The following is a 25,997-nucleotide window of genomic DNA, read 5'->3' on the forward strand; positions in this document are numbered from 1 at the left end:
GTTTAGCCAGGGGCGTAGACGCGAAGCATCGTGCCATTGTCGTAGGCGGCTGTCACGAGGACGTTTAGCTTGAGTGCGGCCGCCAAACCGCTGAATAGGGGTTTGCCACCGCCATAGGCGATTGGCCGTGTCAAGATGACGTACTCATCAATCAGCCCCGCCTTCGACAGTGCCTGAGCGAAACCTGCGCCACCCCATGCGATGATTTCGCCGCCGCGCTGCTTTTTCAATTTAGAGATCTCCTCGTGCAGATCACCTTTCGCGATAGTGGAATCTGGCCAAGTCGCCTCCTTCAGCGTTTTCGAAAAAACGACCTTAGGGATATCATTCATAGGCTCGGCATAGGCATCGTCGGATTTCTGCCAGTACGGTCCCATTTCCTCGTAGCTGACGCGCCCCATGATGTGTGTGCCAGCGCGACGAATACGATCCAGTTTCCAGCGCTTGAGCTCTGCCGGTTCAGGGGAGCCGCCCGTCGGCATTCCTTCCGGCCCAACGACATATCCGTCGATCGACATGGTCATGATCAGGACAACTTTTCGCACATGGCTCTCCGTTCGATTACCTTCGCCGCAGTCGGCCAGCGACGAGCAGATGGAGCCAGCATCCTAGCTAAAGGCACGCTCGTTCGCCGTGACCACAGCGAAAGTTTCCACGCTGACGACAGACAGCCATTAGTTATGGCTTTATCGGGGTACTTCACCGCCAGCAATTTGTGACAAGTTGGCTAACCCATTTTGCCAAGTCAGTAAGGCGCCGCCACGTCCCCAGTCTCGACATAGACCGCCTTCAGCTGCGAGTAGTGCGCCAGCGCCGCCAGCGAATTTTCCCGCCCGATGCCGGATTGCTTGACGCCGCCGAATGGCATTTCGACAGGCGTCAAATTGTAGGCGTTGATCCAGCAGGTGCCGGCCTGCAGCTCGGCGATCACCCGATGCGCACGCGGCAGGTCGCGCGTGAACACGCCGGCTGCCAGCCCGAACTCGGTGTCGTTGGCGCGCTCGATCACCTCGTCCTCGCTGTCGAATTTCAAGACGCTCATCACCGGCCCGAAAATCTCTTCACGCGCGATGCGCATGGTGTCGGTGACGCCGGTGAACACCGTCGGCTCGACAAAGAAACCGCCCTCGAAACCCTGCAGTGACGGCACGCTTCCGCCGCAGGCGAGCGTCGCACCCTCCTGCTTGCCGGCTTCGATGTAGGAGACGACCTTGTCCTGCTGCGCCTTGTTGACCAGCGGGCCCATCTGCGTCTCGGGATCGAGCGGATCGCCGATGCGGATTTTTTTCGTCCGCTCGACCAGCCGCTCGACGAAGCGGTCATGCAGGCCCTTCTGCACGAAGACGCGCGTGCCGTTGGAGCAGATCTGGCCGCTGGAATAGAAATTGCCGAGCATGGCGCCGCCAATGGCGTTCTCGAGATCGGCGTCGTCGAAGACGATCAGCGGCGACTTGCCGCCGAGCTCCATCGTCGCGTGCTTCATCTTCGAGCCGGCGAGCGATAGCACCTTGCGGCCGGTCGGCACCGAGCCGGTCACCGAGACCTTGGCGACGACGTCATGCCCGACGAGGCCGGCACCGACATCGCCATAGCCCTGCACGACGTTGAACAGCCCGTCGGGCAGGCCGGCCTCCGAGTAGATCTCGGCCAGCGCCAGCGCCGACAGAGGGGTGTTCTCCGAGGGCTTGAACACCATGGCGTTGCCCATGGCCAAAGCCGGCGCCGACTTCCAGCCGGCGATCTGGATCGGATAGTTCCAGGCGCCGATGCCGACGCACACACCGAGCGGCTCGCGGCGCGTGTAGGCGAAGGGCCCGCCGAGATCGATCATCTCGCCGTTGAAGGCGGCGACCGCTCCGGCGAAATATTCCAGGCAATTGGCGGCCGAAGGCGCATCCGCCACCAGCGTCTCCTGGATCGCCTTGCCGGTGTCGAGTGTCTCGATCCGCGCCAGATCGGCATTGCGCGCCCGCAGGATGTCGGCGGCGCGGCGCAGGATGCGGCCGCGTTCGACCGGCTTCAGCCGCGCCCAGGCCGGCTGGGCGGCGCGGGCTGCCTCGATTGCCAGCTCCAGCACATTGGGCGTCGCCGAATGCAGCGTCGCTATGGTCTCGCCCGTCGCCGGATAGATCACGGGCAGTGGCGCGCCGCCTTCATCCTCGATGTAGCGGCCATTGACGTAGTGCGATGCGGTCGGCTGGGCGCGCATGGTTTTTCTCCATTCCTGGTCGCTGGGCGGGGAGGGCACCCGCCCGACAATGCCCTATCGGTCCGCCACCTGCCAGCGCGGATTGATCCACGGTTCCTGGTTGGATGGCGCCAGCGGCGTGCGGCCCAGGATGTGGTCGGAGGCCTTCTCGCCGGTCATGATCGACGGCGCGTTGAGATTGCCGTTGGTCACCCGCGGGAAGATCGAGGAGTCGGCGACGCGCAAGCCATCGACGCCGATCACCCGGCATTCGGGATCGACGACGGCTGTGAGATCGTCGGCGCGACCCATCCGGCAGGTGCCGCAAGGGTGGTAGGCGCTCTCGGCATGGTCGCGGATGAAGGCGTCGAGCTCGTCGTCGGTCTGCACATGGCTGCCCGGCGAAATCTCCTTGCCGCGAAAGCCGTCGAATGCCTTCTGGCCGAAGATCTCGCGCGTCAGCCGGATGCAGTGGCGGAACTCGCTCCAGTCGTCGGGGTGCGACATGTAGTTGAAGCGGATCACTGGCTTCGTCCTCGGATCGGGCGAGCGCAGCGTCACCGAGCCGCGCGACTTGGAGCGCATCGGCCCGACATGCGCCTGGAAGCCATGCGACTTCGCCGCCGCCTTGCCGTCATAGCGCACCGCCGCCGGGATGAAATGATACTGGATATCGGGGTAGTCGACGCCGGCAGCAGAGCGCACGAAGGCCGCCGCCTCGAAATGATTGGTGGCACCAAGCCCGGTCTTGAAGAACAGCCACTGCGCGCCGATCAATGCCTTGGAGAAAGGATTGAGCACCGAGTTCAGCGTGATCGGCTTGGTCGATTCCTGCTGGATGTAGAGTTCCAGATGATCCTGCAGATTGGCACCGACGCCTGGACGGTCGGCGATCACCTTTATGCCGTTTTCCTGCAGATGCGCGCCCGGGCCGATGCCGGACAGCATCAGGATTTTCGGTGAATTGATCGACGACGCCGCGACGATCACCTCACGCCGCGCCTTAACGACCTGAATCTGTTTGTTAGCTTCGATCTCGACGCCGACGGCTCGTTGATTCTCGATCACCAGGCGCCGCGCGAAACCCTTGAGCAGGCTAACATTCTTGCGTTTGAGGGCCGGCCTCAGATAGGCATTCGCAGCCGACCAGCGGCGGCCACCCAGGATGGTCTGCTCCATCGGCCCAAAACCTTCCTGCTTCGAGCCGTTATAGTCGTCGGTGAGCTCGAAACCGGCCTGGCGGCCTGCCTCGACAAAGGCGCCGTAGAGCGGATTTTTCCGCGAGCCGCGCTGCACATGCAATGGTCCGCTTCTGCCCCGCCAGCCGTCCTCGCCGCCGTCGGAATCCTCCATGCGCTTGAAATAGGGAAGCACGTCGGCGAAGCCCCAGCCGGCGGCGCCCTGTTCGGCCCAGTGGTCGAAGTCATGCGCATGGCCACGCACATAGACCATGCCGTTGATCGAGGACGAGCCGCCGATCACCTTGCCGCGCGGCGTGGCAAGCACGCGTCCGCCGAGATGCGGCTCCGGTTCGCTGGCGAAACCCCAGTCGTAAAGGCTCATGTTGAGCGGGATCGACAGTGCCGACGGCATCTGGATCAGCGGTCCCATGTCGGTGCCGCCGAACTCGATGACGATAACCGAATTCTTGCCGTCTTCCGACAGCCGGTAGGCCATGGCCGAGCCGGCGGAGCCGGAACCGATGATGACGAAATCCGCTTCAAGCATTGTTCATATGCGCCATAAAATCGGCGAGCGAGACATTGCCGCCGGTTGCTACCACAAGGACGGTCTTGTCCTTCACATCCACCTTGCCGCCGAGCAGCGCCGCCAGCGAGGCCGCGCCCGACGGCTCGAGCACCAGCTTCATCCGCTCGAAGGCGATCTTCATCGCGCGTCGCACCGAGGCATCGTCGACGGTGACGCCGCGCACGCCGGCGGCACTCACCGCCGCGAAGGGCGCGTCGCCGGGCTTGCGCGCCATCAGCCCATCGCAGATCGATTTCGGCCCGATCGGCATCGTCTCGATCGCGCCATGCGCCAGCGATGAGCCCATGCCGTTGAACCCCTCCGGCTCGACCGCGATGATTTCGGTCTTCGGCGACACATAGTGGAAGGCGAGCGAGACGCCGCCGATCAGTCCGCCGCCGCCGACCGAGCAGAACACCAGGTCGGCATGCGCCTTCTTCATTGCCAGTTGGTCGAGTGCTTCCAGTCCGGCGCCGGCCTGGCCGGCGACGATCTCCGGATCGTCGAAGGGATGCAGCAAGGTGAAGTGCTCGGTCTCGGCGATCTCCCGCGCCTTCGCCGCGGCGACCTCCTCGCGGGCGCGGTCGCCATGATCGGTCAGCACCACCCGCGCGCCATAACCGGCCGTCGCGTCGCGCTTGGCGGCGGGCGCGTCGATCGGCATGACGATGGTGACCGGAATGCCCAGAGCCTGGCCGGCGGCCGCCAGCCCTTGCGCGAAATTGCCGGAGGAATAGGCCACCACGCCCTTTCTCGCCTCATCCGGCGAAAGCCGGTTCAGCCGCCAATAGGCGCCGCGCACCTTGAAGGAGCCGGCCCATTGCAGCGACTCCGGCTTGACGAAGACACGCGCCGCGCCGGTCTCCTTGGCCAACGCCGCCGACTCCAGCAGCGGCGTCACCTGCGTGGCCGTCGAGGTGACGGCATAGGCTTGCTTCAGATGATCAAGCGTAGGGACAAGAATGTCTGCCATCATTCGCCTCTCGGATACCGTTTGCTCTCTTCGAGATTGTCGAGGTTCATGTGATTGCGCATGTAGCGTTCCGACGCCTTCTGCAGCGGCTGGAAATCCCAAGGGTAATAGGCGCCGTTGCGTAGCGCCGGATAGACGACCCAGCGGCGCGCCTGGCTTTCGCGGACCGCCGCGTCGAAAGCGGCCATGTCCCAGCGGGCTCTGACCTTTTCCATGAACGCAGCGACCAGGGCGGCGTTCGCCGGATCGTCGGCCAGGTTGTCGCGTTCGAGCGGATCGGCTGCGAGATCGAACAACTGCGGGGCGTCGAGCTCGCAATGGACGAACTTGTATTTGCCGTCGCGGATCGCGACCAGCGGCGCGTTAGAGCCTTCCGCGGCATACTCGATCAGCACCGGTGCGGCGCGTGCCTTGCCGTCGAGCAGCGGCAGCAGCGACTGGCCGTCCGTCCACGGTTCGATCGCGGCAATGTCGATGCCGGCGAGGTCGCAGAGCGTCGGCGTCACGTCGAGATTGGAAACCGGCGCCTCGATCGGCCCGGCCGGCACGCCCCTGCCGGCGATCATCAGCGGCACGCGCGCCGAGCCTTCGAAGAAGCTCATCTTGAACCACAGGCCACGCTCGCCCAGCATGTCACCGTGATCCGAGCAGAACAGAATGATGGTATCATCGAGCATGCGGGTGCGCTTTAAAACGTCCAGAAGCTCGCCGAGCTTGTCGTCGACATAGGAGATGTTGGCGAAGTAACCGCGCCGCGAACGGCGTACCTGTTCATCGGTAATATCGAAGGACGAATAATCGCTGGCGCGGTAGAGCCGCTGCGAATGCGTATCCTGCTCATCATACGGGATGAACGGCGTTTCCGGATCGAGCGCCTGGCAGTTCTCGTAAAGATCCCAATACTGCTTGCGCGCCACATAGGGGTCGTGCGGATGCGACAGTGAAACGGTAAGGCACCAGGGGCGGTGACCCGCATCGTCCTGCTCGCGCGACAGCTGGTAAAGCTTTTGCGTCGCCAGGAATACGACTTCGTCATCATATTCCATCTGGTTGGTGGTCTCGGCGACGCCGGCGCCGGTGACCGAACCCAGATTGTGGTACCACCAGTCGATGCGCTCGCCCGGCTTGCGATAGTCTGGCGTCCAGCCGAAATCGGCTGGATAGATGTCGGTGGTCAGCCGTTCCTCGAAACCATGCAATTGGTCCGGTCCGACGAAATGCATCTTGCCCGACAGGCAGGTGTAATAGCCGGCACCGCGCAGGTGATGGGCGAAGGTCGGGATCGACGAGGCGAACTCGGCCGCGTTGTCATAGACACCCGTGCGTGACGGCAGTTGCCCGCTCATGAACGAGGCGCGGCCCGGGGCGCAGAGAGGCGAAGCGGTGTAGTTGTTGGCGAAGCGCGCCGAGCGCGCGGCCAGCGCCTTCAGATGCGGCGCATGCAGGAACTCGGCCGGACCGTCCGGGAAGAGCGTGCCGTTGAGCTGATCGACCATGACGATCAGGAAATTGGGTCGCCGGGTGGTCAAGGCAGGCTCCGTCCGTTGAGCTTGGTTTCGAGATAGTCTTCCACGAGCGCGATCGCGGTCCGCGCGTCCGGCACGCCGTCCTTCAGCGCGCGGCGGATATAGAGCCCGTCGATCAGCGCCGCGGTCGCTTCCGCCACGCGGTCGGCCTCGGTCCGAGGCAGGATGCCGGTCAGCCCGCTCATCAGGTTCGAATGCAGCCGCCGCGCATAGATGCGCAGCAGCCGCCGCAGCTCGGTCGATTTCTGCGCCTCGACATAGAAGGCGAGCCAGGCGGCGATGATCTGGGGCTGGAACTGGTCGTCGGAAAAGCTGACGGCGACGACTGCCGAGACACGATGGCGCGGCGTCGCGGCAAGGCCGAACGCGCGCCTTGTGTCGGTGTTGAGCTCGGCGAGGATATGCCGCATCGTCGCGAACAGCAGCTCGTCCTTGGCGCCGAAATAGTGATGCGCCAGCGCCGACGACACGCCGGCGCGGCCGGCGATCTCCGACATCGTCACGTCCAGCGATCCGCGCTCGCCGATCGCCGAGATCGTCGCGTCGATCAGCGCCTTGCGGCGCACTGGCTCCATTCCGATTTTTGGCATTTTGGTATCCGGTTCGCAGTGAGATTATTTTTTATTGACGCGTCAATCAATAAAAAATCGACGCCCGGATCAACCGATCGTGTCGTTCTGCCCCATGCCTTGGGCTGGAAAACGGTTCACTATTGAACAATATTGAATCGCGAGCCGCGACCAAGACGTGCTAGCGTGTGTTGAGGTTCAGGTCAGGCCGCGCCGAGAGTGGCGATCTCCGAGAACCGGAGCGGAGCGTACTTAAGTACGTGAGCACCGGAAGCGCAGGAAATCGACATTCGCAGGCCGGCATCACCTGAAGATCGACATACGCCAGGCTCGGCGGCAAATGGAGGCTGTTATGACCGCATGCATCGTCGGCTGGGCGCATTCGCGCTTCGGCAAGCTTGAAGGCGAGACGCTCGAGGGCCTGATCACCAAGGTCGCCGTCGAAGCGCTCGACCATGCCGGCATCGGCCCCGACGATGTCGACGAGATCGTGCTTGGCCATTTCAACGCCGGCTTCTCGCCGCAGGATTTCACCGCGAGCCTTGTGCTGCAGGCCGATGACCGGCTGCGCTTCAAGCCCGCGACGCGCGTCGAGAACGCCTGCGCCACTGGCTCCGCGGCGGTAAGGCAAGGCATCCGCGCCATCGACGCCAACGCCGCCCGCATCGTGCTGGTGGTCGGCGCCGAGCAGATGACGACGACGCCCGGTCCCGAGATCGGCAAGAACCTGCTCAAGGCATCCTACCTGCCGGAAGACGGCGACACGCCGGCAGGCTTCGCCGGCGTCTTCGGCAAGATCGCGCAGGCCTATTTCCAGCGCTATGGCGACCAGTCGGATGCGCTGGCCATGATCGCGGCCAAGAACCACCGGAATGGCGTCGAAAATCCCTACGCGCAGATGCGCAAGGATTTCGGCTACGAATTCTGCCGCCAGGAAAGCGAGAAGAATCCGTTCGTCGCCGGTCCGCTGAAGCGCACAGATTGCTCGCTGGTCTCGGATGGCGCCGCGGCGCTCGTTCTCACCGACACCGCGACGGCGTTGAAGATGCGCCGTGCCGTGACCTTCCGCGCCAACGAGCATGTGCAGGACTTCCTGCCGATGTCGAAGCGCGACATCCTCTCCTTCGAGGGTTGCGAGCGCGCCTGGGAGCAAGCGCTGAAGAAGGCCGGCGTCACGCTCGACGACCTCTCCTTCGTCGAGACGCATGACTGCTTCACCATCGCCGAATTGATCGAATATGAGGCGATGGGTCTGGCCAAGCCCGGCGAGGGTGCCAGGCTGGCGCTGGACGGCACGACGGCCAAGGACGGTCGCCTGCCGGTCAACCCATCCGGCGGCCTGAAGGCCAAGGGCCACCCGATCGGCGCCACCGGCGTGTCGATGCATGTGCTGACCGCCATGCAACTGACCGGCGAAGCCGGCGGCATCCAGGTGCCGGGGGCCAAGCTCGGTGGTATCTTCAACATGGGCGGCGCGGCGGTCGCCAACTACGTTTCCATCCTCGACCGGATCAGATAGAAGCGGCCCGCATTAAGGCGCGCCCTCTGGGCGCGCGCGGGAGGCAACATGACAAATCCGGTTCTGGTCGAAGTCACGCGCGGCGCGGTGGTGGAAAGCGCGCACCGCGGCGCGGTTTGCGTCTTCGACGCCGACGGCAAGGCCGTCTGGGAGATCGGCGACACGGACCGCCCGGTCTTCCCGCGTTCCGCGGTGAAAGCCATCCAGGCCTTGCCGCTGGTCGAATCGGGTGCCGCCGACGCCTATGGTTTCGGCGACCGCGAACTGGCGCTTGCCTGCGCCTCGCATTCGGGCGAGCCCGCCCATGTCGAACTGGCGACGGCGATGCTCGCCAAGGCCGGTCTCGACAAGACCGCGCTCGAATGCGGCGCGCATTGGCCCTCGAGCCACGATGCCACCATCGCGCTCGCCCGCGCCGGCGGCGTTCCCAACGCTTTGCACAACAATTGTTCCGGCAAGCATTCCGGCTTCCTTTGCACCTGCGTCCATGCCGGCATCGCGCACGCTGGCTATGTCAAGGCAGGTCATGCGCAGCAGGAGATGGTGCGCGACGCCATGCAAGCCGTGACCGGCACGGCGCACGGCGTCGACAACAGCGGCATCGACGGCTGCTCGATCCCGACCTACGCCGTGCCGCTGAAGAGCTTCGCCCGGGGCTTTGCCCGCATGGGGACGGGCAGGGGCTTTTCGCCCAAGCGCGCCAAGGCGGCGAAGCGACTGCTCTCGGCTTGCATGGCCGAGCCGTTCCTCGTCGCCGGCACCGGCAAGGCCGATGTCGCGCTGATGCAGGCCGCGCCCGGTCGCCTCTTCGTCAAGACCGGCGCCGAAGGCGTCTATTGCGCTGCATTGTCCGAACTTGGCCTCGGCATCGCCTTGAAATGCGATGACGGCGCCGGCAGGGCGGTAGAGGTGATGATCGCCGCGGTTCTGGCCAAGTTGCTGCGCGGCGACGATGCGGTTGCGGCAAAGCTTATCGAACTCGCCCATCCCGCAATCGAAAGCCGCATCGGCGCCAAGGTCGGCTTGCTGCGGCCAACGGCGGCGCTCAACTAGTGCGCCGACTTTCCGACGCGCATCTGCCGCGTGGGTGAACTCAAGACAAAAAATTATGTGCTAGTCTCCCTACCATCGAATGGATGGGTGGGTAGCCATGCTGGAAGCAGACAAGGTGTTTGCCGGGTCGATCCCGGAAAATTACGATCGCCATATGGTGCCGCTGATTTTCGAGGCCTATGCCGCCGAGACCGCGCGCCGTGCAGCGTCCTTCTCACCCTTGGCTGTTTTGGAAACTGCCGCGGGCACCGGGGCCGTCACCCGCGCCCTGGGGTCGAAACTCTCGCCTGGCGCCAGCTACACCGTAACCGATCTCAACCAGCCGATGCTCGACTATGCGGCCTCGCGCCAGGGGCCCGACGGCCGCATTGCTTGGCGCCAGGCGGATGCCCTGAAGCTGCCTTTCGAGGAGGCGGCGTTCGACCTCGTCTGCTGTCAGTTCGGCGCCATGTTCTTTCCCGACCGCGTCGCCGCCTATCGCGAGGCAAGGCGGGTCCTGAAGCCCGGCGGGCATTTCCTGTTCAGTGTCTGGGATCGCATCGAGGAGAACATCTTCGCCAACGACGTGACGAATGCTCTCGCCAGGATCTTTCCGCACGATCCGCCGCGCTTCCTGGCGCGTACGCCGCACGGCTACCACGACAAGGCGCTGATCCGTAACGATCTGGCTGCCGCGGGTTTCTCCGACGTGGCGATCGACACCATAGCCGAGCAGAGCCGCGCATCCTCGCCGCGCGTTCCCGCGGTCGCCTACTGCCAGGGCACCCTGCTTCGCAACGAGATCGAGGCGAGGGAGCCGGGACGATTGGCGTCCGCGACCGACTACGCCGAATCCATGATCGCCGACAGGCACGGCCGTGGCGAAATTGCCGCCAAGATCCAGGCGCACATCATCGTCGCTGCGGCCTAACTGACCTTGTTGCGCTCCACAGTGAGATGCGCATAGCCGGTATCAGTTGACCGCGATAGATCGCCGGTCACCGGATCGGCCCAGCGCTGGCCGATGATGGCGCCGTTTTTCGCGCCGTCGATGACGTTGTCCGAGATGACCGCGGTGCCGGAACCTTCGACGACCGAAACGACGATGCCGGTGCCGGCCTGGCGGATGATGTTTCCGGTCGCCACGACATTGCGCAGATAGGGGCCCCAGCCGAGCTGCATGCCGTAGAGCGGCGCGTTCTCGACGACATTGCCTGAGACCGTCGTATCGGCCTCGGCGCTGATGCCGACGCCGAAGCCGGGCGGGTCCGCGGTGTAGGGACCGGTGGTCGAGAGGTTGCGCACGATGTTGTTCGAGCAGACCGCCATCCGCCCGCCCTCGTTGAAATTGACGATCGAGATGCCGTTGGCGGCGCCGTCGACCAGATTGTTGCTGAGGATCGCGCCTTCGAAGGAGAATTCCGAATAGATGCCGGTCTCGCCCGAGCGCGAGCAGGTGTTGCCGGCGATCTGCAGATTGCTCGCGCTGTTGGCGCGGATCGCGGTGAAGGCGCAGTCGGAGACGACATTGCCCGAGATGATCACATTGCCAGCGCGGAAAGCGTTGATGCCGTTGCCATTCTGGCCGGTGCCGCCGCTGCGCGCGCCGATGCGCTGCACGCGGTTGCCGCTGACGATGGTGCCGTCCTCCGCCGACTGCCAGCGATGCACCAGGATGCCGCCATTGGCGCAGTCCGAAACACTGTTGCCGGAAATCTCCAGCCCGCCGGCCTCGACGGAGTAGATGCCGGCATCGGCCGCACCGGAAATGTCGCAGCGGCCGATACGGCCGACGGCATGTTCGAGCGCCAGCCCGTTCTTGCCGCTGCCGGTCACCTGGCAATTGTCGATGACGAGATGGCCGACGCGGCGCAGGTCGAGCAGCCCTTGCGCGTAATCGGCCAGCCAGCGGTTGGCGCCGTCGAACACCAGGCCGCTGAACTCGATATGCTCGGCCTGTTCGGCCATCATCAGGTGGCCGTTGCCGCCATAGACGATGCGCGTCGCGCCTGGCACACCCGAAAGCCGCATGCGGGCCGGTAGCTTGAGGTTCGAGACGAGATAGGTGCCGGGCGGCAGGAACACCGGCTGGTCGCGATCGCTGGCCTCGGCCAGCATCTTGGCGAAGACCTTGCTCTGGTCGTCGACCGCGCCGGGCTGCACGCCGATCTCCGTGGCGTTGATCGAGCCGCGCATGGCGGCCATTTCGATGCCCGGCAGCGATTTCGCCGCTGCCTTGCCGGCGAAGAGGCCGGCGGCGGCGAAGCCGGCGGTCCGGGCAAGCAGCGTTCGTCTGTTCAACATCGGCACAGGTCCTGGCGTTTCGCCCTGTCTGTCGCAGGAATCGTGCCAAGGCGGGCTCATTTCCAAACCGCTTGTGCAGTCGCCTCGCCGAGCCTAAGTTCATCGCATGAGCAGAGCTTTCACCCGCGAAGAAGACAGCGAAAACGCCATTGCCGGCGTCGGCGAACGTCCAGTTAGCACGCACCGCAATCTGGTGACGGAGCGCGGACTTGCGATGATCGAGGACAATCTCGCCGACTTGCGCGACATATTGGCCAAGGCGGAGCGGAAGGGCGACCGCGAGCGTATCGCGGTGGTCTCCCGCGACCTGCGCTACTGGACCGCGCGGCGCGAGAATGCCGAGCTTTCCGTGCCGGAGCCAGGCAGCGACGTGGTCCGCTTCGGCATGGGGGTTACGCTGGAAGGCGACGACGGCAAGAAGGTGCATTGGCGCATCGTCGGCGAGGACGAAGCCGACCCGTCAAAGGGCAGCATTTCCCATGTTTCGCCGATGGCCGTGGCCCTGTTCGGCAAGAAGATCGGCGAGGTCGTTAAGGTCAACGGCAAGGAATGGGAAATCGTCAAGCTCTCGGACAAGGCCGAGAGCTAGTTCCTTAACACAGAAGTTTTGACCGGTTGGCTGGTGTGCGTTGGGCAGATCCCATGCCTTGGCGATTGGCCGAGACGCCTATCGCGGTCGTCATCCACGGGCGGAGCAAGGAGCGAAGCGACGCGCGTAGACCCGAGGATCCATGCCGTGACTTGGAAGCGCCGCGGCGGGTCCAGAATTCTACACCGTTGCACACTTCGGTCCAGGTAACGGCATGGATTCCAGGGTCTGCGCGCGTCGCTTCGCTCCTTGCTCCGCCCTGGAATGACGAGGTTCAGGAGCCTTCAGCTCATCGCCAGCGTTTGCGCTGACTTACCCCAGCGGACGTTGATAGCCTTGCCCGACAAGCCTGCAATCTTTCAAATCACTGTGTTGAGGAACTAGCCGTTAGCCACCGTTGCAAGCTTCCGTAGCTCAGCTTCGTACTTGTCCATGACAACGCGAGCTGCGTTCATTTGCCGTTGGCGGTTGTCGTGGCGGACTGGCCTTAGAATGAGGCCGTCGTCGGTTTCAATGATCTGGAACTCATCGCCAACCTGAAGGTTCAAGCTGTCGAGCATTTCGCGCGGCAGCAGTACGGCTCCTGATCCGTCCTCAAGTCCATGGATGATTGTCTTAAACACAGTCGCGCCCTGGTTGTGTCGATTGCTATAGAACAACCTTTCAGGCAAATCGGCAAGAGCCTCACCGATCGGCCAGCAGCCGATCCATCAGCCGGTTCGCCGCTTCCGGGATGACGGTCCCCGGCGGGAAGATTTCCGCCGCGCCTGCCGCCAGCACCGCGTCATAATCCTGCGGCGGGATGACGCCGCCGGCGACGATCAGCATGTCGGCATGGCCGAGCTTCTTCAGCGCTTCCTTGAGCTCGGGGATCAGCGTCAGGTGCCCGGCGGCCAAGGAGGAGGCGCCGATGATGTCGACGTCGTGCTGCACCGCAAGCTTCGCGATCTCGTCCGGCGTCTGGAACATCGGCCCGACAGTCACGTCGAAGCCGAGATCGGCAAAGGCGCTGGCGATCACCTTCTGGCCGCGGTCGTGGCCGTCCTGGCCCATCTTGGCGACCAGGATGCGCGGCTTGCCGCCGGATTTCTTCTCGAACGCGTCGATCTTCTCCTGCAACCGCTCAAGCGCCGGATTGTCGCCGAGCGCGTCGCGATAGACGCCCGAGATCGTCTGCACCGCCGCCGTATGGCGGCCGAACACTTTTTCCAGCGCCAGCGAAATCTCGCCGACCGTGGCGTTGGCGCGCGCGGCGCGGACCGCGAATTCCAGTAGGTTCTCATTGCCTTCGGCGGCATGGGTCAGCGCCGCCAGCGCGTCTTCCAGCGCCGCGACGTCGCGCGTGCCCTTGAGCCGCTGCAGCTTCGCCAACTGCCGGGCCTTCACCTCGGCATTGTCGATCTTCAAGACATCGACTTCGATATCGGCCTCGGGGCGATGCGCGTTGACGCCGACCAGAATTTGCTCGCCGGAATCGATGCGCGCCTGGGTGCGGGCGGCGGCTTCCTCGATGCGCAGCTTCGGAATGCCTTTCTCGATCGCCGCCGCCATGCCGCCGAGGCTCTCGACTTCCTCGATATGGGCAAGCGCGCGCGCCGCCAGGTCATGCGTCAGCCGCTCGACATAGGCCGAGCCGCCCCACGGATCGATCATGCGCGTGGTGCCGGATTCCTTCTGCAGGATGAGCTGCGTGTTGCGGGCGATGCGCGCCGAATGGTCGGTCGGCAGCGCCATCGCCTCGTCGAAGGAATTGGTGTGCAGCGACTGCGTATGTCCCTGCGTCGCCGCCATCGCTTCGATCATGGTGCGGGTGATGTTGTTGTAGGGGTCCTGCGCCGTCAGCGACCAGCCGGACGTCTGGCAATGGGTGCGCAGCGACAGCGAGCGCTCGTCCTTCGGCGCGAAATTCTTCTTCATCAGGCTCGACCAGAGCAGCCTTGCGGCCCTGAGCTTGGCGACCTCCATGAAGAAGTTCATGCCGATCGCCCAGAAGAAGGAGAGGCGCGGCGCGAAGCGGTCGATGTCGAGGCCTCCCGCAACGCCCGCGCGCGCATATTCGATGCCGTCGGCGATCGTGTAGGCAAGCTCGAGATCGGCGGTCGCGCCGGCTTCCTGCATGTGGTAGCCGGAGATCGAGATCGAGTTGAATTTCGGCATATGCCTGGAGGTGTAGGCAAAGATGTCCGACACGATCCGCATCGAAGGTTTCGGCGGATAGATGTAGGTGTTGCGGACCATGAACTCCTTCAGAATGTCGTTCTGAATGGTGCCAGTGAGATCCTTCTGCGCGACGCCCTGCTCCTCCGCCGCGACGATGTACAGCGCCATGATCGGCAGCACGGCGCCGTTCATGGTCATCGATACCGTCATCTCGTTCAGCGGAATGCCGTCGAACAGCTGGCGCATGTCGAGGATGGAATCGATCGCCACGCCCGCCATGCCGACATCGCCGGCGACGCGTGGGTGGTCGCTGTCATAGCCGCGATGCGTGGCGAGATCGAAGGCAACCGACAGGCCTTTCTGGCCGGCGGCGAGGTTGCGCCGGTAGAAGGCGTTGGATTCCTCCGCCGTCGAGAACCCGGCATATTGCCGGATCGTCCAGGGTTGCTGGACATACATGGTGGGGTAGGGGCCGCGCACGAAGGGCGGCATGCCCGGATAGGTGTCGAGATTGGCGAGCCCCTCGAGGTCGCCTTGCGTGTAAAGATGTTTTACGGCGATGCCCTCCGGCGTCATCCGCTGGCCTTTGAGCTCGACCGGCGCGCGACGTGGCGCCGACCAGCCGATCTGGCTGAAATCCGGGATCATGATCCGGCTCCGATCGACTGATCGATGCGCACCGGAAACAGCGGCTCGCAGGTCGCGACGCCTTCGGTCAGGGCCGGGCACCGCTCCTGCGGCAGAGACTCGACCGGGCGCTCCGTTCCGACGCGGTAAAGCGTCGTGCCGACAATGCCGCGTTCGCCCGACCGATAAGCGCCGTTGCGCTTGGCGGCGGCGGTTTGCACGCGATTCTGGATATAGCCCTGCTGCAGGCTGGCGAGCACGCCGCCTTCGGCCTCGATGCGCTGGAATTCTTCCCAGGCCGCAGCGCAGAGACCGTCGGTCAGCGCCTCGACCGCGCCCGAGCCGCTGGCGGGGTCGACAACATGGCCGATATGGCTCTCCTCTGCTATGATGAGCTGGGCGTTGCGGGCGACGCGGCGGGCAAAGCCGGCCGGCAGCCCATGCGCGATCGTGTGCGGCAGGATCGAGACCGAATCGGCGCCGCCGGTTGCCGCCGCGAAGGCCGCGATCGCCGTGCGCAGGATATTGGTTTCCGGGTCGGCCATCGTCATCATGCGATATGAGGTCTCGGCATGGACGCTGGCGGTCGAGGCCGGAATCGAGCAGGCTTCCTGGATGCGCGTCCACAGCTTGCGCAGCGCCCGCACCTTGGCCATCGACAGGAACTGGTCCTGGTCGACGCTGAGCGCGAAGCCGATATGGGGGGCTGCATAGACGAGCGGCTGGCGCGCCTTCTCGAACATCCTGAGATAGGACACGACGGAGGCCATCATCGTGCCGAGCTCCTGCGCCTCGGTGGCGCCGGCATTGTGGAAGACGCGGCCGTCGGCCTCGAGCAGCACGCCCGGCACGCCCATCGAGAAGAAATGCGCCAGCGATTGCGGCATCGATTCCTGCAGCGCCTCGATCGAGGTGCGCAACCGCCCGGTGCCGGCGAAGATCGCCGCCGGGTCGATGCCGAAGGAAAGGTTGAGTTTGGTCGGATCGGAGCGGCGGCGGCTCAGGAAAGCGAGCAGCCAGTCGGCCACCGCGCGGCTCCAGGGATGCGCGTCGATGCGCACCTGCACGCGGTTGAGCGGCACACCGTCGAGCACCCTTTCCAGCGCTTCCGCGGTGCGCGGCAGGCCGTAGCCGAAGGCATTCGGCGCGCCCTCGAAAACCAGTGACAGGCCGGTCGCTCCCTGCTCGATGTCTTCCAGGGCTTGCGCGCTGGCTCGGGCAATGTCCGGGTCGTCGACGCGCTGGCTGACGATCCAGGGCGCGGTCGGATTTGTGCGCGGCAATGGCTCGGCGGATGTCGAACGTTGGCTGAGCGGTTCGATACGGATGCCGTCATCGGTGTGCGAGACGAGTTTTTCCTCGAAGGAACCGCCGGCAAGCGCCTTTTCCGCCAGCGCCTGCCAACGCTTGGCGTCCGGGTTCGGAAGGTCGACATCCCTGGTCAAGGCGCCGGCGCCCATCGCTCTCCTCGCTTCTCGGCCGCATCTGCCGGGCCAGCCAATTTAAGGTCAGGAACCGGATATCACAATGCGTCATCCGGCCGGGTTCTCTCGCGGCCTGCCAACCGATTGCCAAACATGCGCGCAATCCGCAAGCGCCAAAGGCCAAATTCGCTGCGCCCCAAATCGATACCGGGCATTGCCGCATGCGGCTGGCGTTACTATACCTCGGGTTGAGGCCTTTGAGCGGAACAGATTGCGGAGACCGGATATGGTTGACGAGACCAGCATCTTCATCGGTGCCAGCCGCAAACCCGACGATTCCTACCAGCGCGCCGAAGAGTTGCTGCTGCGTTACGGCAACCGCCACGGCCTTGTCACCGGAGCCACGGGCACCGGCAAGACCGTCAGCCTGCAGATCCTTGCCGAGGGCTTTTCGAATGCCGGCGTGCCTGTCTTCTGCGCCGACATCAAGGGCGACCTTTCCGGCATATCCATGATGGGCGAGGCCAAGGATTTCCTGGTCAAGCGCGCCGGAGAGGTGAAGCTCGATCCCTATCAGTTCCAGGAATTCCCGGTCATCTTCTGGGATCTGTTCGGTGAGCAGGGCCATCCGATTCGCGCCACCATCTCGGAAATGGGGCCGTTGCTTTTGTCGCGGCTGATGAACCTCACGGAAGCGCAGGAGGGCGTCATGAACATCGCCTTCCGCATCGCCGATGAAGAGGGGCTGCTGCTGCTCGATCTCAAGGATCTGCAGGCGCTGCTCGCCAACATGGCCGATCGCGCCGACCAGCTCAGCGCGCGCTACGGCAATGTCACCAAGCCGTCGGTCGGCGCCATCCAGCGCACACTCCTGGTGCTCGAGAGCCAAGGCGCCGCGAACTTCTTCGGCGAGCCGGCGCTGCGCATCGCCGACATCATGCGCACCACGCGCGACGGCCGTGGCGCGATCAGCGTTCTGGCCGCCGACAAGCTGATGATGAATCCCAGGCTCTACGCCACCTTCCTGCTCTGGCTGATGTCGGAGCTGTTCGAGGAACTGCCCGAGGTCGGCGATCTCGACAGGCCCAAGCTGGTGTTCTTCTTCGACGAGGCCCATCTGTTGTTCGAGGACGCGCCGAAAGTGCTGATCGACCGCGTCGAGCAGGTGGTGCGGCTGATCCGTTCCAAGGGCGTCGGCGTCTATTTCGTCACCCAGAACCCGCTCGATATTCCCGAAAAGGTGCTCGCCCAGCTCGGCAATCGCGTCCAGCACGCGCTGCGCGCCTATACGCCGCGCGAGCAGCAGGCGGTGCGCACGGCCGCCGAGACGTTCCGGCCCAACCCCGATTTCGACTGCGCCACCGCGATCACCCAGCTCGCCACCGGCGAAGCGCTGGTCTCGATGCTGGAGGACAAGGGCGTGCCGGCCATGGTCCAGCGCACGCTGATCCGCCCGCCGTCCTCACGGCTCGGCCCGATCAAGCCCGACGAGCGCCGCAAGATCATCGCCGAGAGCCCCGTCGCCGGCCAGTACGACCGGGTCGTCGACCGCGAATCGGCCTTCGAAATGCTGCAGAAGAAGGCCAAGGAGGCGCAGGATGCCGAGGCGCAGGCAAAGCAGCAGAACAGCGGCGGCTCGCGCTGGACCATTCCCGGCTTCGACGATGTTTTGGGAACAGGCAACCGGCGGTCTTCCAACCGCCAGACCGTGGCCGAAGCCGCCATCAAGTCGGTGGTCCGCTCGGTCGGCTCCTCCGTCGGCCGCGCCATCGTGCGCGGCATTTTGGGGAGCCTGGCCCGGGGGCGGTAGGGTCGCGTCGCAACCAGGGCGGCGCTCAGCCGATCTCGATGTTCATCTCGGCGATCAGCCGCTCGCGCCCGGCCAGCGAGTTCAGCGCCTTGTCGCCCAGCTCGCGGGCGACAAGGTTGAGCAGCGCCTCGCAAAACACGACATAGGCGCCCATGCTGTTCGAATAGAAGCTGCTGGCATGCGGAATGAAGAAGGCATGCTCGGCCGGAGGTACGAGCGGCGAGGATCGGGAATCGGTGATCGCGATCACGCTCTGGCCGTTTGCCGCGGCAACGCGGCCGACCTCGGCGACGCTGCGCGTATAGGGCGCGCAACTGGCGATGATGACGACGTCGCCCGGCTCAAGCTGTGACAGGGCTTCGGCGACGCCGAGGCGCGGCGCGTCCAGAAGCGCCACGTCCGAGCGCACCATGCCCAGGCAATAGGTGAGGAAGCTCGCCAGCGAATGGAACTGGCGAACGCCGTGGACGCGCACGCGGCGCGCGCTGGCCAGCAGCGCGGTCGCGCCCTTCAGCGAGGCGCTGTCCAACTGGCCGAGGAAGCCGTCGACATTCGCCGCCGTTTCGCGCGCCAACTGCTCGAAGACCTCGATTTCGGCGCCGCCCGCCGATGGCGTCGCCATCAGCCTTCCGGCCTGGCGGCTGTAGAAATATTGCTGGTCGTTGGCGATGGCCTTGCGGAAGACCGCCTGGAAATCGCTGAAACCTTCGAAGCCGAGACGCTTCGCCAGCCTGGTCAGCGTCGACGGATTGATGCCGAACTGATCGGCGAGTTCCGAGATGGTGCGGACGGCCGATTGCTCTGGCGCCTCGACCAGCTTGGCGAAGACATCATGCGCCTTGGAGCCGAGGGAAAAGCCTGCTTCGTCGCGGCCGACCGAGAGCGCCAGTGCCCTCAGATCCTCGATGGTGCGCGGCGGCTCCGCAACGGCTTCCTCTGGCATCGTTCCTGCTTACCCCGCGACAGGGACCAGCCCCTCCCGCATCTCAAAGCGCGCTGCTTCGTATGCTGCATCGTAGACAGCCCACTCCACCTTGTCAGCCCCGACGCGGAAGACAGCGCTGGCAAGCGTGTTCTCGACATCGCTATCGGCGGGGTCGGTGCGATAGATCGGCAGCTCCGGGTCGGCCGCGTCCCACAATATGCCGAGCGCGCGGCCCTGCGGTTCAGAGTGAGGCGTCTGATCCAGCAGCGCTTCGCCTCGGCGCTGGCGCACGCCGGACGAGCCGGTGACGATCTGCGACATTCGCCCGGTGTCGGCATGGATGAGGTGGTTCGAGTGGACACGCGCCGCTTCCACGCGATCGATTGACAGGGCTTGGGCGGTGAACTCGACGCTGAGCAGCCGCTCGTCGCCCGCCTGCGCCAGGGTCAGGTGAAAGGCGCCGGCGCGCGGCGCCGATCTGAGCAGGGCCATCGCCGCGTCGAGGTCCGGTGCGTCGAGCACGGCGCGGGCAAGCACCATGCGCGGCACTCCCGCGCCGCCGGCCAGCGGCCTGATGTTGTTGACCGTCTGCAGCAGCCCCGCCGATGTCGCCGCGAACGTATGCCCGGGCAGCGAGCCGGGATAGACGAAGGCGGTGAACTGATTGCCGCCCTCGGACGTCACATGGGCCAGCGCGCAGTGGCCGGCGAAATCAGGGTCGCCATCCTCATTGTGGCCGATGACATGGGGTGAGCCAGGCAATTGCACGGTCGTGCAGCCATCCGGCGCCATTGCCCAGATGTCGCCGCGGCAGTTCCACAGGAAGACGTCGTCGAAAGCCAATTCGAGCCCGGCGGCGAGGCCCTGTAGTTCGGCCCAGTATCGTGGAAACCGTTCCCGCACGATCGTCGCCATCGTGCCGATGCGCGGATCGGCGCGCCGCGTGCTGAGCTCGCGCCATGCGGCCGACGTCTGGAAATGGTCGTTGAGCGCCGTCCGGCCGAAGCGCCCGAGGGCGGCCCCGACATCATAGGGCGACCCCGCGACATCGATGAAGGAAAGCCGGCGGCCGGCATCATGCGACATGCTGGAGAAACTCTTTCAAGCGCGGATTTTGCGGGTTTGCAAGCAGCTCCCGCGGCTCGCCGTCGACGGCGATCTTGCCGCCTTCCATGAAGATCAGCCTGGTTCCGACCTTGCGGGCAAAGGCCATCTCGTGGGTGACGACGATCATCGTCATGCCTTCCTCGGCCAGCGCCTGCATCACGCGCAGGACCTCATGCCGCAATTCGGGGTCGAGCGCCGAGGTCGGCTCGTCGAACAGCATCAGCTTCGGCTTGACGGCAAGCGCACGCGCGATGGCAACGCGCTGCTGCTGGCCACCGGAAAGCTCGCTCGGATAGTGATGCGCGCGATCGGCAAGGCCGACCTTGGCAAGCATTTCCAGCGCCTGCTTGCGTGCCTCCTGCCGCGTTTCGCCACGCACGCGGCGCGGGCCGAAGGCGACGTTCTCGATCGCCGTCATCTGCGGAAACAGGTTGAACTGCTGGAAGACCATGCCGGCTTCCTGGCGGATCAGGCGGACCTTGCGGCCGCCGGACTTGACGCTGATGCCGTCGACGACGAGGTCGCCGCCATTGATCTCCTCCAGCGCATTGATGCAGCGAAGTAGCGTCGATTTGCCGGAGCCGGAGGGACCGATCAGGACGACCTTCTCGCCGGGCTCGATCGACAGATCCACCTGGTCGAGTATGGTGACCTGGCCGAAGCGCTTGGTGACTTTCTCGAACGCCACGATGCTCACAGGATGCGCATCCTCTTTTCGGTCAGCCTGAGGATGAGCGTAAGCGTGCCGGTCATGATCAGGTAGAACATCGCCACGGCCGACCAGATCTCGACGGCGCGGAAGTTGGCCGCCATGATTTCCTGGCCTTGCCGGGTGAGTTCGCCGACGCCGATGACGATGAACAGCGAGGTATCCTTCAGGCTGACGATGAACTGGTTGCCCAGCGCCGGGATCATGCGGCGGAAGGCGAGCGGACCGATAATGTAGAAAAGCACTTTCCAGAATGGCAGGCCGAGCGCCAGACCTGCCTCGCGTAATCCGCGATGCACCGAAAGGAAGGCGCCGCGCACGATCTCGGCGATATAGGCACCGGCATTGATGATGATCGCCATGATGGCGGCGGCCAGCGGGTTGATGCGGACATCCGCCAGGATCGGCAGCGCGAAATAGATGAACATCACCTGCACGATGATCGGGGTGCCGCGAATGATCTCGACATAGATCATGGCGATGGCGTTGAGCACGATGTTGCCGTAGGCGCGCGCCAGCCCGGCGGCAAAGCCGATCACCAGCCCGCCGGCGAGCCCGGCGAGCGCGATCAGCACGGTGAGGCGGGCGCCTTTAAACAGCTCCGGCAGGGCCTGCCAGATGACGGACCAGTCGAAATCCATGAGAGCCATCCTTCAGGGAAGGCACGCCGGCCATGCCGGCGCGCCAGGAGATCCAGGGAACCCGGTGATCAGATCCAAGGGGAACCCTTGTGATCAGCTCTTCGGCGGCTCGGCGCCGAACCACTTCTTGTAGATGTCGGCGTAAGTGCCGTTGGCCTTCAGCTTGGTGATCGAGGCATTGACCTTGGCGACGAGCGGGCTGCCCTTCGGGAAGGCGATGCCATATTGCTGCGCCATCATCTGCGGGCCGACGGTCTTCACTTTCCCCTGGCCGTTGGTCTTGATGTAGTAGAGCACGTTTGGCGTGTCATGCATGGCGGCGTCGGCGCGTCCGGTCGCGACCTCGAGATAGGCGTTGTCGCTGTTCGGGAACAGGCGCAGCTCCGTGCCCTTGAAGTGCTCCTTGGCATAGTCGGTCGCCGACGTGCCGGTCTTCACGGCAAGCGTCTTGCCGACGAGATCATCCGGACCCTTGATCGTGCTGTCGACCGGCACCATCAAAAGGAAGCCGCTGTCGTAATAGCCGTCGGAAAAGTCGATGACCTTCTTGCGCTCGTCCTTGATGGTGATGCCGGCCAGCCCGACATCGACCTGCTTGGTCTGCAGCGCCGGGATGATGCCGTTGAAGTCCATCGGCTGCAGCGTGTAGGTCACGCCGATATCCTTGGCGATCGCGGCCCACAGGTCGATGTCGAAGCCGACATATTTGTCGCCTTCCTTGAATTCGAACGGAACGAAGGCGGTGTCCGTTGCCACGATCAGGTCGTCGGCAAAGGCCGGCTGGCCGAACGCCAGCGTTGCCGCGAGCGCCGCGGCGGCGGTCAGGCTTGCAAGTGCGAACTTCATTTTCGGGTTCCCCTTTTTGTTGGAATTGCCTGGGAAGCGTAACACCGCCAAGCCAGTATCGCAAATTGAAAATGCATTTTTAAACAGAATGCATTTGATATTTGCAAAACGTGGCAATGGAGTGAGCCAGCCGGCGATGCCCGTCAGCAAACTTCAGATGCTTCAGGCGCCGCCCCACTGGCCTCTAAGCGAGTCTGCGCTGGCGAGGGGGAGTCCGCAGGCTTCGACTGTCCGCCTTGTGGCCGCTACGAGATCCTGATTTCCGGCAGCCAGGGCTCCGTCGGGCAGGAAAAGATTGTTCTCGAAGCCGACGCGCGCATGTCCGCCGAGCAGCACGGCTGCCGTCACGCAGGCCGTCTCCTGGCCGCCGAAGGCGCAGGCCATCCAATGGCCGAAGGACGGACTGCCGGGCGCCAGGAACGGCAACAGGTCGGCGGGGGAGGATTTCTGCCCGACCGTGTAGCGGCCGAGCACATAGAGAACCGGCAGATTGTCGAAGGGGATGTGGCCGCGCTGCTTGAGCGTCGCCAGATAGGTCGCCTCCTCGGGCGTATAGAGGATGATCTGCGGTGCGACCTTCTCTTTGCGCAACTGTTCGAGGAAGGCGGCGAAAGCCGCTTCATGCGTTTGGTCAGGCACGAGCTCGCGCAAGGCCAGCGAAACCGCTTCGGGGCGTACTTCCAGCACCACCCGCATCTGCTGTTCGGGCCGATAGAGACCCAAGGCCTCGCTGGTGATCTGGAGGACGAGCCTGTCGCCGACACCCGTCCTGATCGCCGCTATCGCCGCCCGGTAGGCCTCGGCATCGAGCAGGTGGCGTCCGTCGCGGTCGCGGACATGGACATGGATCATGGCGGCGCCCGCATCGAGCGAGGCGGCCGCCACATGCGCCAACTCGTCCGGGCTGATCGGCAGGGCAGGATGGTCGGCCTTCGTGCGTCGTCCGCCGTTCGGCGCCACGGCGATCGCGACCCGATTTTGATCCGGCATCGATTGCTCCATTTGTTGCAAAGATTCAATATATGCCACATATATTGCATGATCCTGCATGTGCGTCTATGGTTGCGGCATGATCCGCGCGCCGCTCACCGATGCCATTGTCGAGGTCTTCGAAAGCTTGCCCTCGCAGTTGCAGGGCGCTGCCCGCTATCTTCTCGACAATCCCGAGGACGTCGCGCTGTTGTCGATGCGCGAGCAGGCGCGCCGCGCCGGCCTGCAGCCCTGGACGATGGTGCGCCTGGCCAAGCGGCTGGGCTTCGACGGCTACGAGCCGCTGCGCTCGCTTTACGCCAATGCCATGCGGCAGGGCGAGCTTGGCTTCGCCGGCAAGGCGGGCACACAGCTCGCGCACCAGCAGGAAGTTGGCGACCGGGCGTTGGCCGGCGAGATGGTGCGGTCGCTGGCGGAGCAGATCGCAAGGCTTGGCGAACCCGAACAACTCGACACGCTTGCGGCGGCGGCAGAGCGGCTCCACGCGGCGCGTCGGATATTCTGCCTCGGGCTGCGCTCCAGCCACCCGGTCGTCGCGCATTTTTCCTACGTCATGTCCTTCCTCGGCGAGAAGGCGGTGATGCTGGACGGTGCATCGGGAGCCGGCACCGACGCCATTCGCCTCGCGACCGCCGAAGACGTCCTGTTCGTTGTCAGCGTCGCACCCTACACCAGGCTGACCGTCGATCTTGCCCGCCGCGCGGCGGCTGGTGGTGTGCCGGTGATCGCGCTGACCGACAGCGCCGTGTCACCGCTCGTCGGCTTGGCTGCCCTGTCGGTACTCGTGCCCACGGAAAGCCCGTCCTTCTTCCATGCCATGGCGCCGGCCTTTGTCGTCGGCGAGATCCTGGCGGCGCTGATCGCCGGCAAGGGCGGGGACAAGGCGCTTGCCGCCATTCGCCGCACCGAGGATCAGCTCTCCCAACTCGACATCCACATCTTGCCGCCGCGCGGCCGGAGGAAATCATGACCCATATCCTGCATCGCCAGATTAACGCCGTGCTCCCCGTCGCCAGCGGCGGCAAGGGCATCGAGCTCTTCGACGGCAATGGGCGCGCCTATATCGACGCCTCCGGCGGCGCCGCCGTTTCCTGCCTCGGCCACGGCCATCCCGATGTCATCGCCGCCATGCACCGGCAGGCCGACACGCTGGCCTACGCCCATACCAGCTTCTTCACCAGCGACGTCGCCGAAGCCTTGGCCGACCGGCTCGTCGCCGACGCACCGGCCGGCATCAGCCATGCCTATTTCGTTTCCGGCGGCTCGGAGGCGGTCGAGGCGGCGCTCAAGATGGCGCGGCAGTGTTTCGTCGAGGTCGGCCAGCCGCAGCGTCGCAACGTCATCGCGCGCAAGCAGAGCTATCACGGCAACACGCTCGGCGCGCTCGCGACCGGCGGCAACGAATGGCGCCGCGCCCAGTTCCGGCCGCTGCTCATCGAAACCCATCACGTCGACCCATGTTTCGCCTATCGCTTCCAGGAAGCCGGGGAGACCGATGAAGATTATGCGGCTCGCGCGGCGCAGGCGCTGGAAGACAAGATCATTGAGCTCGGACCGGAGACGGTCATGGCCTTTGTCGCCGAGACGGTGGTCGGCGCGACGGCGGGCGCCGTGCCGCCGGTGGCGGATTACTTGCGCCGCATCCGCGACATCTGCGATCGTTACGGCGTGCTCCTGATCCTCGACGAGGTGATGTGCGGCATGGGCCGCACCGGAACGCTGCATGCCTGCGAGCAGGATGGCGTCGCTCCCGACCTGATGACGATCGCCAAGGGCCTGGGCGGCGGCTATCAGCCGATCGGCGCGGTGCTGCTCAGCCGGAAAATCTTCGACGCCTTCGCCAATGGCTCAGGCCTCTTCCAGCACGGCCACACCTATATCTGCCATCCGATGGCCTGCGCTGCGGCGCTCGCCGTTCAGGAAGTCATTGCCCGCGACAGGCTGCTCGACAATGTGAGAGCCATGGGCGCGCATCTGGCGCGCCGGCTTGGCGAGCGCTTCGGCAACCATCCCCATATCGGCGACATTCGCGGCCGCGGCCTGTTCATGGGCGTCGAATTGGTCGAGGACCGTTCGACGAAGCAGCCTTTCGATCCGAAACGGAAGCTGCATGCGCGCATCAAGAAGGCCGCCATGGCGAACGGTCTTCTCGTCTATCCCATGGGCGGCACGATCGACGGAGCCAACGGCGATCACGTGCTGCTCGCGCCGCCCTTCATCTGCGACGTCGCGGCCATCGACGCGATCGTCGAACGCCTCGACGACGCCGTCAGCGAGGCTTTGCGCAGCTAAAGTATCAGCGTGGCCAG

Annotated in this window: 23 protein-coding genes; 7 read left to right on the top strand and 16 right to left on the bottom strand. The window is 64.7% G+C overall.

Annotation, left to right across the window (positions count from 1 at the left end; all coding sequences use genetic code 11):
* Positions 1 to 2 precede the first annotated feature (2 nt).
* The 6 genes from WDX12_RS20390 to betI all read right to left on the bottom strand — a co-directional run bounded on the left by WDX12_RS20390 (position 3) and on the right by betI (position 7,026).
* The gene (locus WDX12_RS20390) at positions 3 to 545 is read right to left on the bottom strand and encodes a dihydrofolate reductase family protein (protein ID WP_434721773.1); all 543 of its coding nucleotides are present in this window, start codon (positions 543 to 545) and stop codon (positions 3 to 5) included.
* Between the two features lie 200 nt (positions 546 to 745).
* Positions 746 to 2,209, bottom strand: coding sequence for a betaine-aldehyde dehydrogenase (gene betB / locus WDX12_RS20395; RefSeq protein ID WP_434721774.1), 1,464 nt, complete (start codon positions 2,207 to 2,209; stop codon positions 746 to 748).
* Between the two features lie 54 nt (positions 2,210 to 2,263).
* Positions 2,264 to 3,916 carry a choline dehydrogenase gene (gene betA / locus WDX12_RS20400; RefSeq protein WP_434721775.1) on the bottom strand — a complete coding sequence of 551 codons (1,653 nt, stop codon included), beginning with the start codon at positions 3,914 to 3,916 and terminating at the stop codon, positions 2,264 to 2,266.
* Entirely contained in the window at positions 3,909 to 4,913 is a 1,005-nt protein-coding gene (locus WDX12_RS20405) for a threonine/serine dehydratase (protein ID WP_434721776.1), read from the bottom strand. Before WDX12_RS20405 ends, betA begins: the two co-directional genes overlap by 8 nt.
* Positions 4,910 to 6,439, bottom strand: coding sequence for a choline-sulfatase (betC, locus tag WDX12_RS20410; protein ID WP_434721777.1), 1,530 nt, complete (start codon positions 6,437 to 6,439; stop codon positions 4,910 to 4,912). The genes WDX12_RS20405 and betC overlap by 4 nt, the downstream gene beginning before the upstream one ends.
* Complete coding sequence (gene betI, locus WDX12_RS20415; protein WP_434721778.1) at positions 6,436 to 7,026, bottom strand: transcriptional regulator BetI; 591 nt, start codon at positions 7,024 to 7,026, stop codon at positions 6,436 to 6,438. The genes betC and betI overlap by 4 nt, the downstream gene beginning before the upstream one ends.
* A gap of 331 nt (positions 7,027 to 7,357) precedes the next feature.
* Between betI and WDX12_RS20420 the strand changes: the two genes are divergently transcribed.
* The 3 genes from WDX12_RS20420 to WDX12_RS20430 all read left to right on the top strand — a co-directional run bounded on the left by WDX12_RS20420 (position 7,358) and on the right by WDX12_RS20430 (position 10,487).
* The gene (locus WDX12_RS20420) at positions 7,358 to 8,524 is read left to right on the top strand and encodes an acetyl-CoA acetyltransferase (protein ID WP_434721779.1); all 1,167 of its coding nucleotides are present in this window, start codon (positions 7,358 to 7,360) and stop codon (positions 8,522 to 8,524) included.
* 48 nt (positions 8,525 to 8,572) lie between these two features.
* The gene (locus WDX12_RS20425; RefSeq protein WP_434721780.1) at positions 8,573 to 9,577 is read left to right on the top strand and encodes an asparaginase; all 1,005 of its coding nucleotides are present in this window, start codon (positions 8,573 to 8,575) and stop codon (positions 9,575 to 9,577) included.
* Positions 9,578 to 9,674: 97 nt separating this feature from the next.
* Positions 9,675 to 10,487 (top strand): methyltransferase domain-containing protein, encoded by an 813-nt coding sequence (locus WDX12_RS20430; protein ID WP_434721781.1) that lies wholly within the window; start codon positions 9,675 to 9,677, stop codon positions 10,485 to 10,487.
* On the opposite strand, the gene WDX12_RS20435 is transcribed toward WDX12_RS20430, so the two are convergent.
* The gene (locus WDX12_RS20435; RefSeq protein ID WP_434721782.1) at positions 10,484 to 11,860 is read right to left on the bottom strand and encodes a TIGR03808 family TAT-translocated repetitive protein; all 1,377 of its coding nucleotides are present in this window, start codon (positions 11,858 to 11,860) and stop codon (positions 10,484 to 10,486) included. The two genes, WDX12_RS20430 and WDX12_RS20435, sit on opposite strands and share 4 nt — an antisense overlap.
* Positions 11,861 to 11,966: 106 nt before the next feature.
* On the opposite strand from WDX12_RS20435, the gene greA reads away from it, so the two are divergent.
* Positions 11,967 to 12,449 carry a transcription elongation factor GreA gene (greA, locus tag WDX12_RS20440; protein WP_434721783.1) on the top strand — a complete coding sequence of 161 codons (483 nt, stop codon included), beginning with the start codon at positions 11,967 to 11,969 and terminating at the stop codon, positions 12,447 to 12,449.
* A gap of 380 nt (positions 12,450 to 12,829) precedes the next feature.
* Here the strand turns inward: greA and WDX12_RS20445 are convergent, their stop codons facing one another.
* The 3 genes from WDX12_RS20445 to WDX12_RS20455 form a co-directional block, all read right to left on the bottom strand.
* Positions 12,830 to 13,072, bottom strand: a complete 243-nt coding sequence (locus WDX12_RS20445) for an AbrB/MazE/SpoVT family DNA-binding domain-containing protein (RefSeq protein WP_434721784.1) — start codon at positions 13,070 to 13,072, stop codon at positions 12,830 to 12,832.
* Between the two features lie 61 nt (positions 13,073 to 13,133).
* The gene (scpA, locus tag WDX12_RS20450; protein ID WP_434721785.1) at positions 13,134 to 15,257 is read right to left on the bottom strand and encodes a methylmalonyl-CoA mutase; all 2,124 of its coding nucleotides are present in this window, start codon (positions 15,255 to 15,257) and stop codon (positions 13,134 to 13,136) included.
* Positions 15,254 to 16,696 (bottom strand): methylmalonyl-CoA mutase subunit beta, encoded by a 1,443-nt coding sequence (locus WDX12_RS20455; RefSeq protein WP_434721786.1) that lies wholly within the window; start codon positions 16,694 to 16,696, stop codon positions 15,254 to 15,256. Before WDX12_RS20455 ends, scpA begins: the two co-directional genes overlap by 4 nt.
* A 250-nt stretch (positions 16,697 to 16,946) precedes the next feature.
* Here WDX12_RS20455 and WDX12_RS20460 point away from each other — a divergent pair, with 250 nt between their 5' ends.
* Positions 16,947 to 18,470, top strand: coding sequence for a helicase HerA-like C-terminal domain-containing protein (locus WDX12_RS20460; RefSeq protein WP_434721787.1), 1,524 nt, complete (start codon positions 16,947 to 16,949; stop codon positions 18,468 to 18,470).
* 25 nt (positions 18,471 to 18,495) lie between these two features.
* Here WDX12_RS20460 and WDX12_RS20465 read toward each other — a convergent pair whose 3' ends face one another.
* From WDX12_RS20465 to WDX12_RS20490, 6 genes are all read right to left on the bottom strand, one after another.
* Positions 18,496 to 19,413 carry a MurR/RpiR family transcriptional regulator gene (locus tag WDX12_RS20465; RefSeq protein WP_320294881.1) on the bottom strand — a complete coding sequence of 306 codons (918 nt, stop codon included), beginning with the start codon at positions 19,411 to 19,413 and terminating at the stop codon, positions 18,496 to 18,498.
* Between the two features lie 9 nt (positions 19,414 to 19,422).
* Entirely contained in the window at positions 19,423 to 20,481 is a 1,059-nt protein-coding gene (locus tag WDX12_RS20470) for a C45 family autoproteolytic acyltransferase/hydolase (RefSeq protein ID WP_434721788.1), read from the bottom strand.
* On the bottom strand, positions 20,471 to 21,199 hold the full coding sequence (glnQ, locus tag WDX12_RS20475) for a glutamine ABC transporter ATP-binding protein GlnQ (RefSeq protein WP_320294883.1): 729 nt from the start codon (positions 21,197 to 21,199) through the stop codon (positions 20,471 to 20,473). Before glnQ ends, WDX12_RS20470 begins: the two co-directional genes overlap by 11 nt.
* Complete coding sequence (gene glnP, locus WDX12_RS20480) at positions 21,196 to 21,852, bottom strand: glutamine ABC transporter permease GlnP (RefSeq protein WP_320294884.1); 657 nt, start codon at positions 21,850 to 21,852, stop codon at positions 21,196 to 21,198. The genes glnQ and glnP overlap by 4 nt, the downstream gene beginning before the upstream one ends.
* A gap of 93 nt (positions 21,853 to 21,945) precedes the next feature.
* Positions 21,946 to 22,698, bottom strand: a complete 753-nt coding sequence (gene glnH / locus WDX12_RS20485) for a glutamine ABC transporter substrate-binding protein GlnH (protein WP_320294885.1) — start codon at positions 22,696 to 22,698, stop codon at positions 21,946 to 21,948.
* 162 nt (positions 22,699 to 22,860) lie between these two features.
* The gene (locus WDX12_RS20490; protein ID WP_434721789.1) at positions 22,861 to 23,688 is read right to left on the bottom strand and encodes a 3-keto-5-aminohexanoate cleavage protein; all 828 of its coding nucleotides are present in this window, start codon (positions 23,686 to 23,688) and stop codon (positions 22,861 to 22,863) included.
* 79 nt (positions 23,689 to 23,767) lie between these two features.
* Here WDX12_RS20490 and WDX12_RS20495 point away from each other — a divergent pair, with 79 nt between their 5' ends.
* Both WDX12_RS20495 and WDX12_RS20500 read left to right on the top strand, forming a co-directional pair.
* Positions 23,768 to 24,658: a MurR/RpiR family transcriptional regulator gene (locus WDX12_RS20495; RefSeq protein WP_320294887.1), complete on the top strand. Its 891-nt coding sequence runs from the start codon at positions 23,768 to 23,770 to the stop codon at positions 24,656 to 24,658.
* Entirely contained in the window at positions 24,655 to 25,980 is a 1,326-nt protein-coding gene (locus WDX12_RS20500) for an aspartate aminotransferase family protein (RefSeq protein ID WP_434721790.1), read from the top strand. Before WDX12_RS20495 ends, WDX12_RS20500 begins: the two co-directional genes overlap by 4 nt.
* The last annotated feature ends 17 nt before the right edge of the window (positions 25,981 to 25,997 follow it).

This window comes from Mesorhizobium sp. RIZ17, from assembly GCF_051127865.1.
GTDB lineage: Bacteria > Pseudomonadota > Alphaproteobacteria > Rhizobiales > Rhizobiaceae > Mesorhizobium > Mesorhizobium humile.

Excerpts from the sequence above, each read along its gene's own strand:
- WDX12_RS20500 (WP_434721790.1), top strand. The coding sequence starts at position 24,655 with ATGACCCATATCCTGCATCGCCAGATTAACGCCGTGCTCCCCGTCGCC.
- WDX12_RS20455 (WP_434721786.1), bottom strand. The coding sequence starts at position 16,696 with ATGGGCGCCGGCGCCTTGACCAGGGATGTCGACCTTCCGAACCCGGAC.
- WDX12_RS20465 (WP_320294881.1), bottom strand. The coding sequence starts at position 19,413 with ATGCCAGAGGAAGCCGTTGCGGAGCCGCCGCGCACCATCGAGGATCTG.
- scpA (WP_434721785.1), bottom strand. The coding sequence starts at position 15,257 with ATGATCCCGGATTTCAGCCAGATCGGCTGGTCGGCGCCACGTCGCGCG.
- WDX12_RS20405 (WP_434721776.1), bottom strand. The coding sequence starts at position 4,913 with ATGATGGCAGACATTCTTGTCCCTACGCTTGATCATCTGAAGCAAGCC.
- WDX12_RS20420 (WP_434721779.1), top strand. The coding sequence starts at position 7,358 with ATGACCGCATGCATCGTCGGCTGGGCGCATTCGCGCTTCGGCAAGCTT.
- betA (WP_434721775.1), bottom strand. The coding sequence starts at position 3,916 with ATGCTTGAAGCGGATTTCGTCATCATCGGTTCCGGCTCCGCCGGCTCG.
- WDX12_RS20435 (WP_434721782.1), bottom strand. The coding sequence starts at position 11,860 with ATGTTGAACAGACGAACGCTGCTTGCCCGGACCGCCGGCTTCGCCGCC.
- betB (WP_434721774.1), bottom strand. The coding sequence starts at position 2,209 with ATGCGCGCCCAGCCGACCGCATCGCACTACGTCAATGGCCGCTACATC.
- WDX12_RS20470 (WP_434721788.1), bottom strand. The coding sequence starts at position 20,481 with ATGTCGCATGATGCCGGCCGCCGGCTTTCCTTCATCGATGTCGCGGGG.
- WDX12_RS20430 (WP_434721781.1), top strand. The coding sequence starts at position 9,675 with ATGCTGGAAGCAGACAAGGTGTTTGCCGGGTCGATCCCGGAAAATTAC.
- greA (WP_434721783.1), top strand. The coding sequence starts at position 11,967 with ATGAGCAGAGCTTTCACCCGCGAAGAAGACAGCGAAAACGCCATTGCC.
- glnH (WP_320294885.1), bottom strand. The coding sequence starts at position 22,698 with ATGAAGTTCGCACTTGCAAGCCTGACCGCCGCCGCGGCGCTCGCGGCA.
- betI (WP_434721778.1), bottom strand. The coding sequence starts at position 7,026 with ATGCCAAAAATCGGAATGGAGCCAGTGCGCCGCAAGGCGCTGATCGAC.
- WDX12_RS20495 (WP_320294887.1), top strand. The coding sequence starts at position 23,768 with ATGATCCGCGCGCCGCTCACCGATGCCATTGTCGAGGTCTTCGAAAGC.
- WDX12_RS20460 (WP_434721787.1), top strand. The coding sequence starts at position 16,947 with ATGGTTGACGAGACCAGCATCTTCATCGGTGCCAGCCGCAAACCCGAC.
- WDX12_RS20425 (WP_434721780.1), top strand. The coding sequence starts at position 8,573 with ATGACAAATCCGGTTCTGGTCGAAGTCACGCGCGGCGCGGTGGTGGAA.
- WDX12_RS20490 (WP_434721789.1), bottom strand. The coding sequence starts at position 23,688 with ATGCCGGATCAAAATCGGGTCGCGATCGCCGTGGCGCCGAACGGCGGA.
- glnP (WP_320294884.1), bottom strand. The coding sequence starts at position 21,852 with ATGGATTTCGACTGGTCCGTCATCTGGCAGGCCCTGCCGGAGCTGTTT.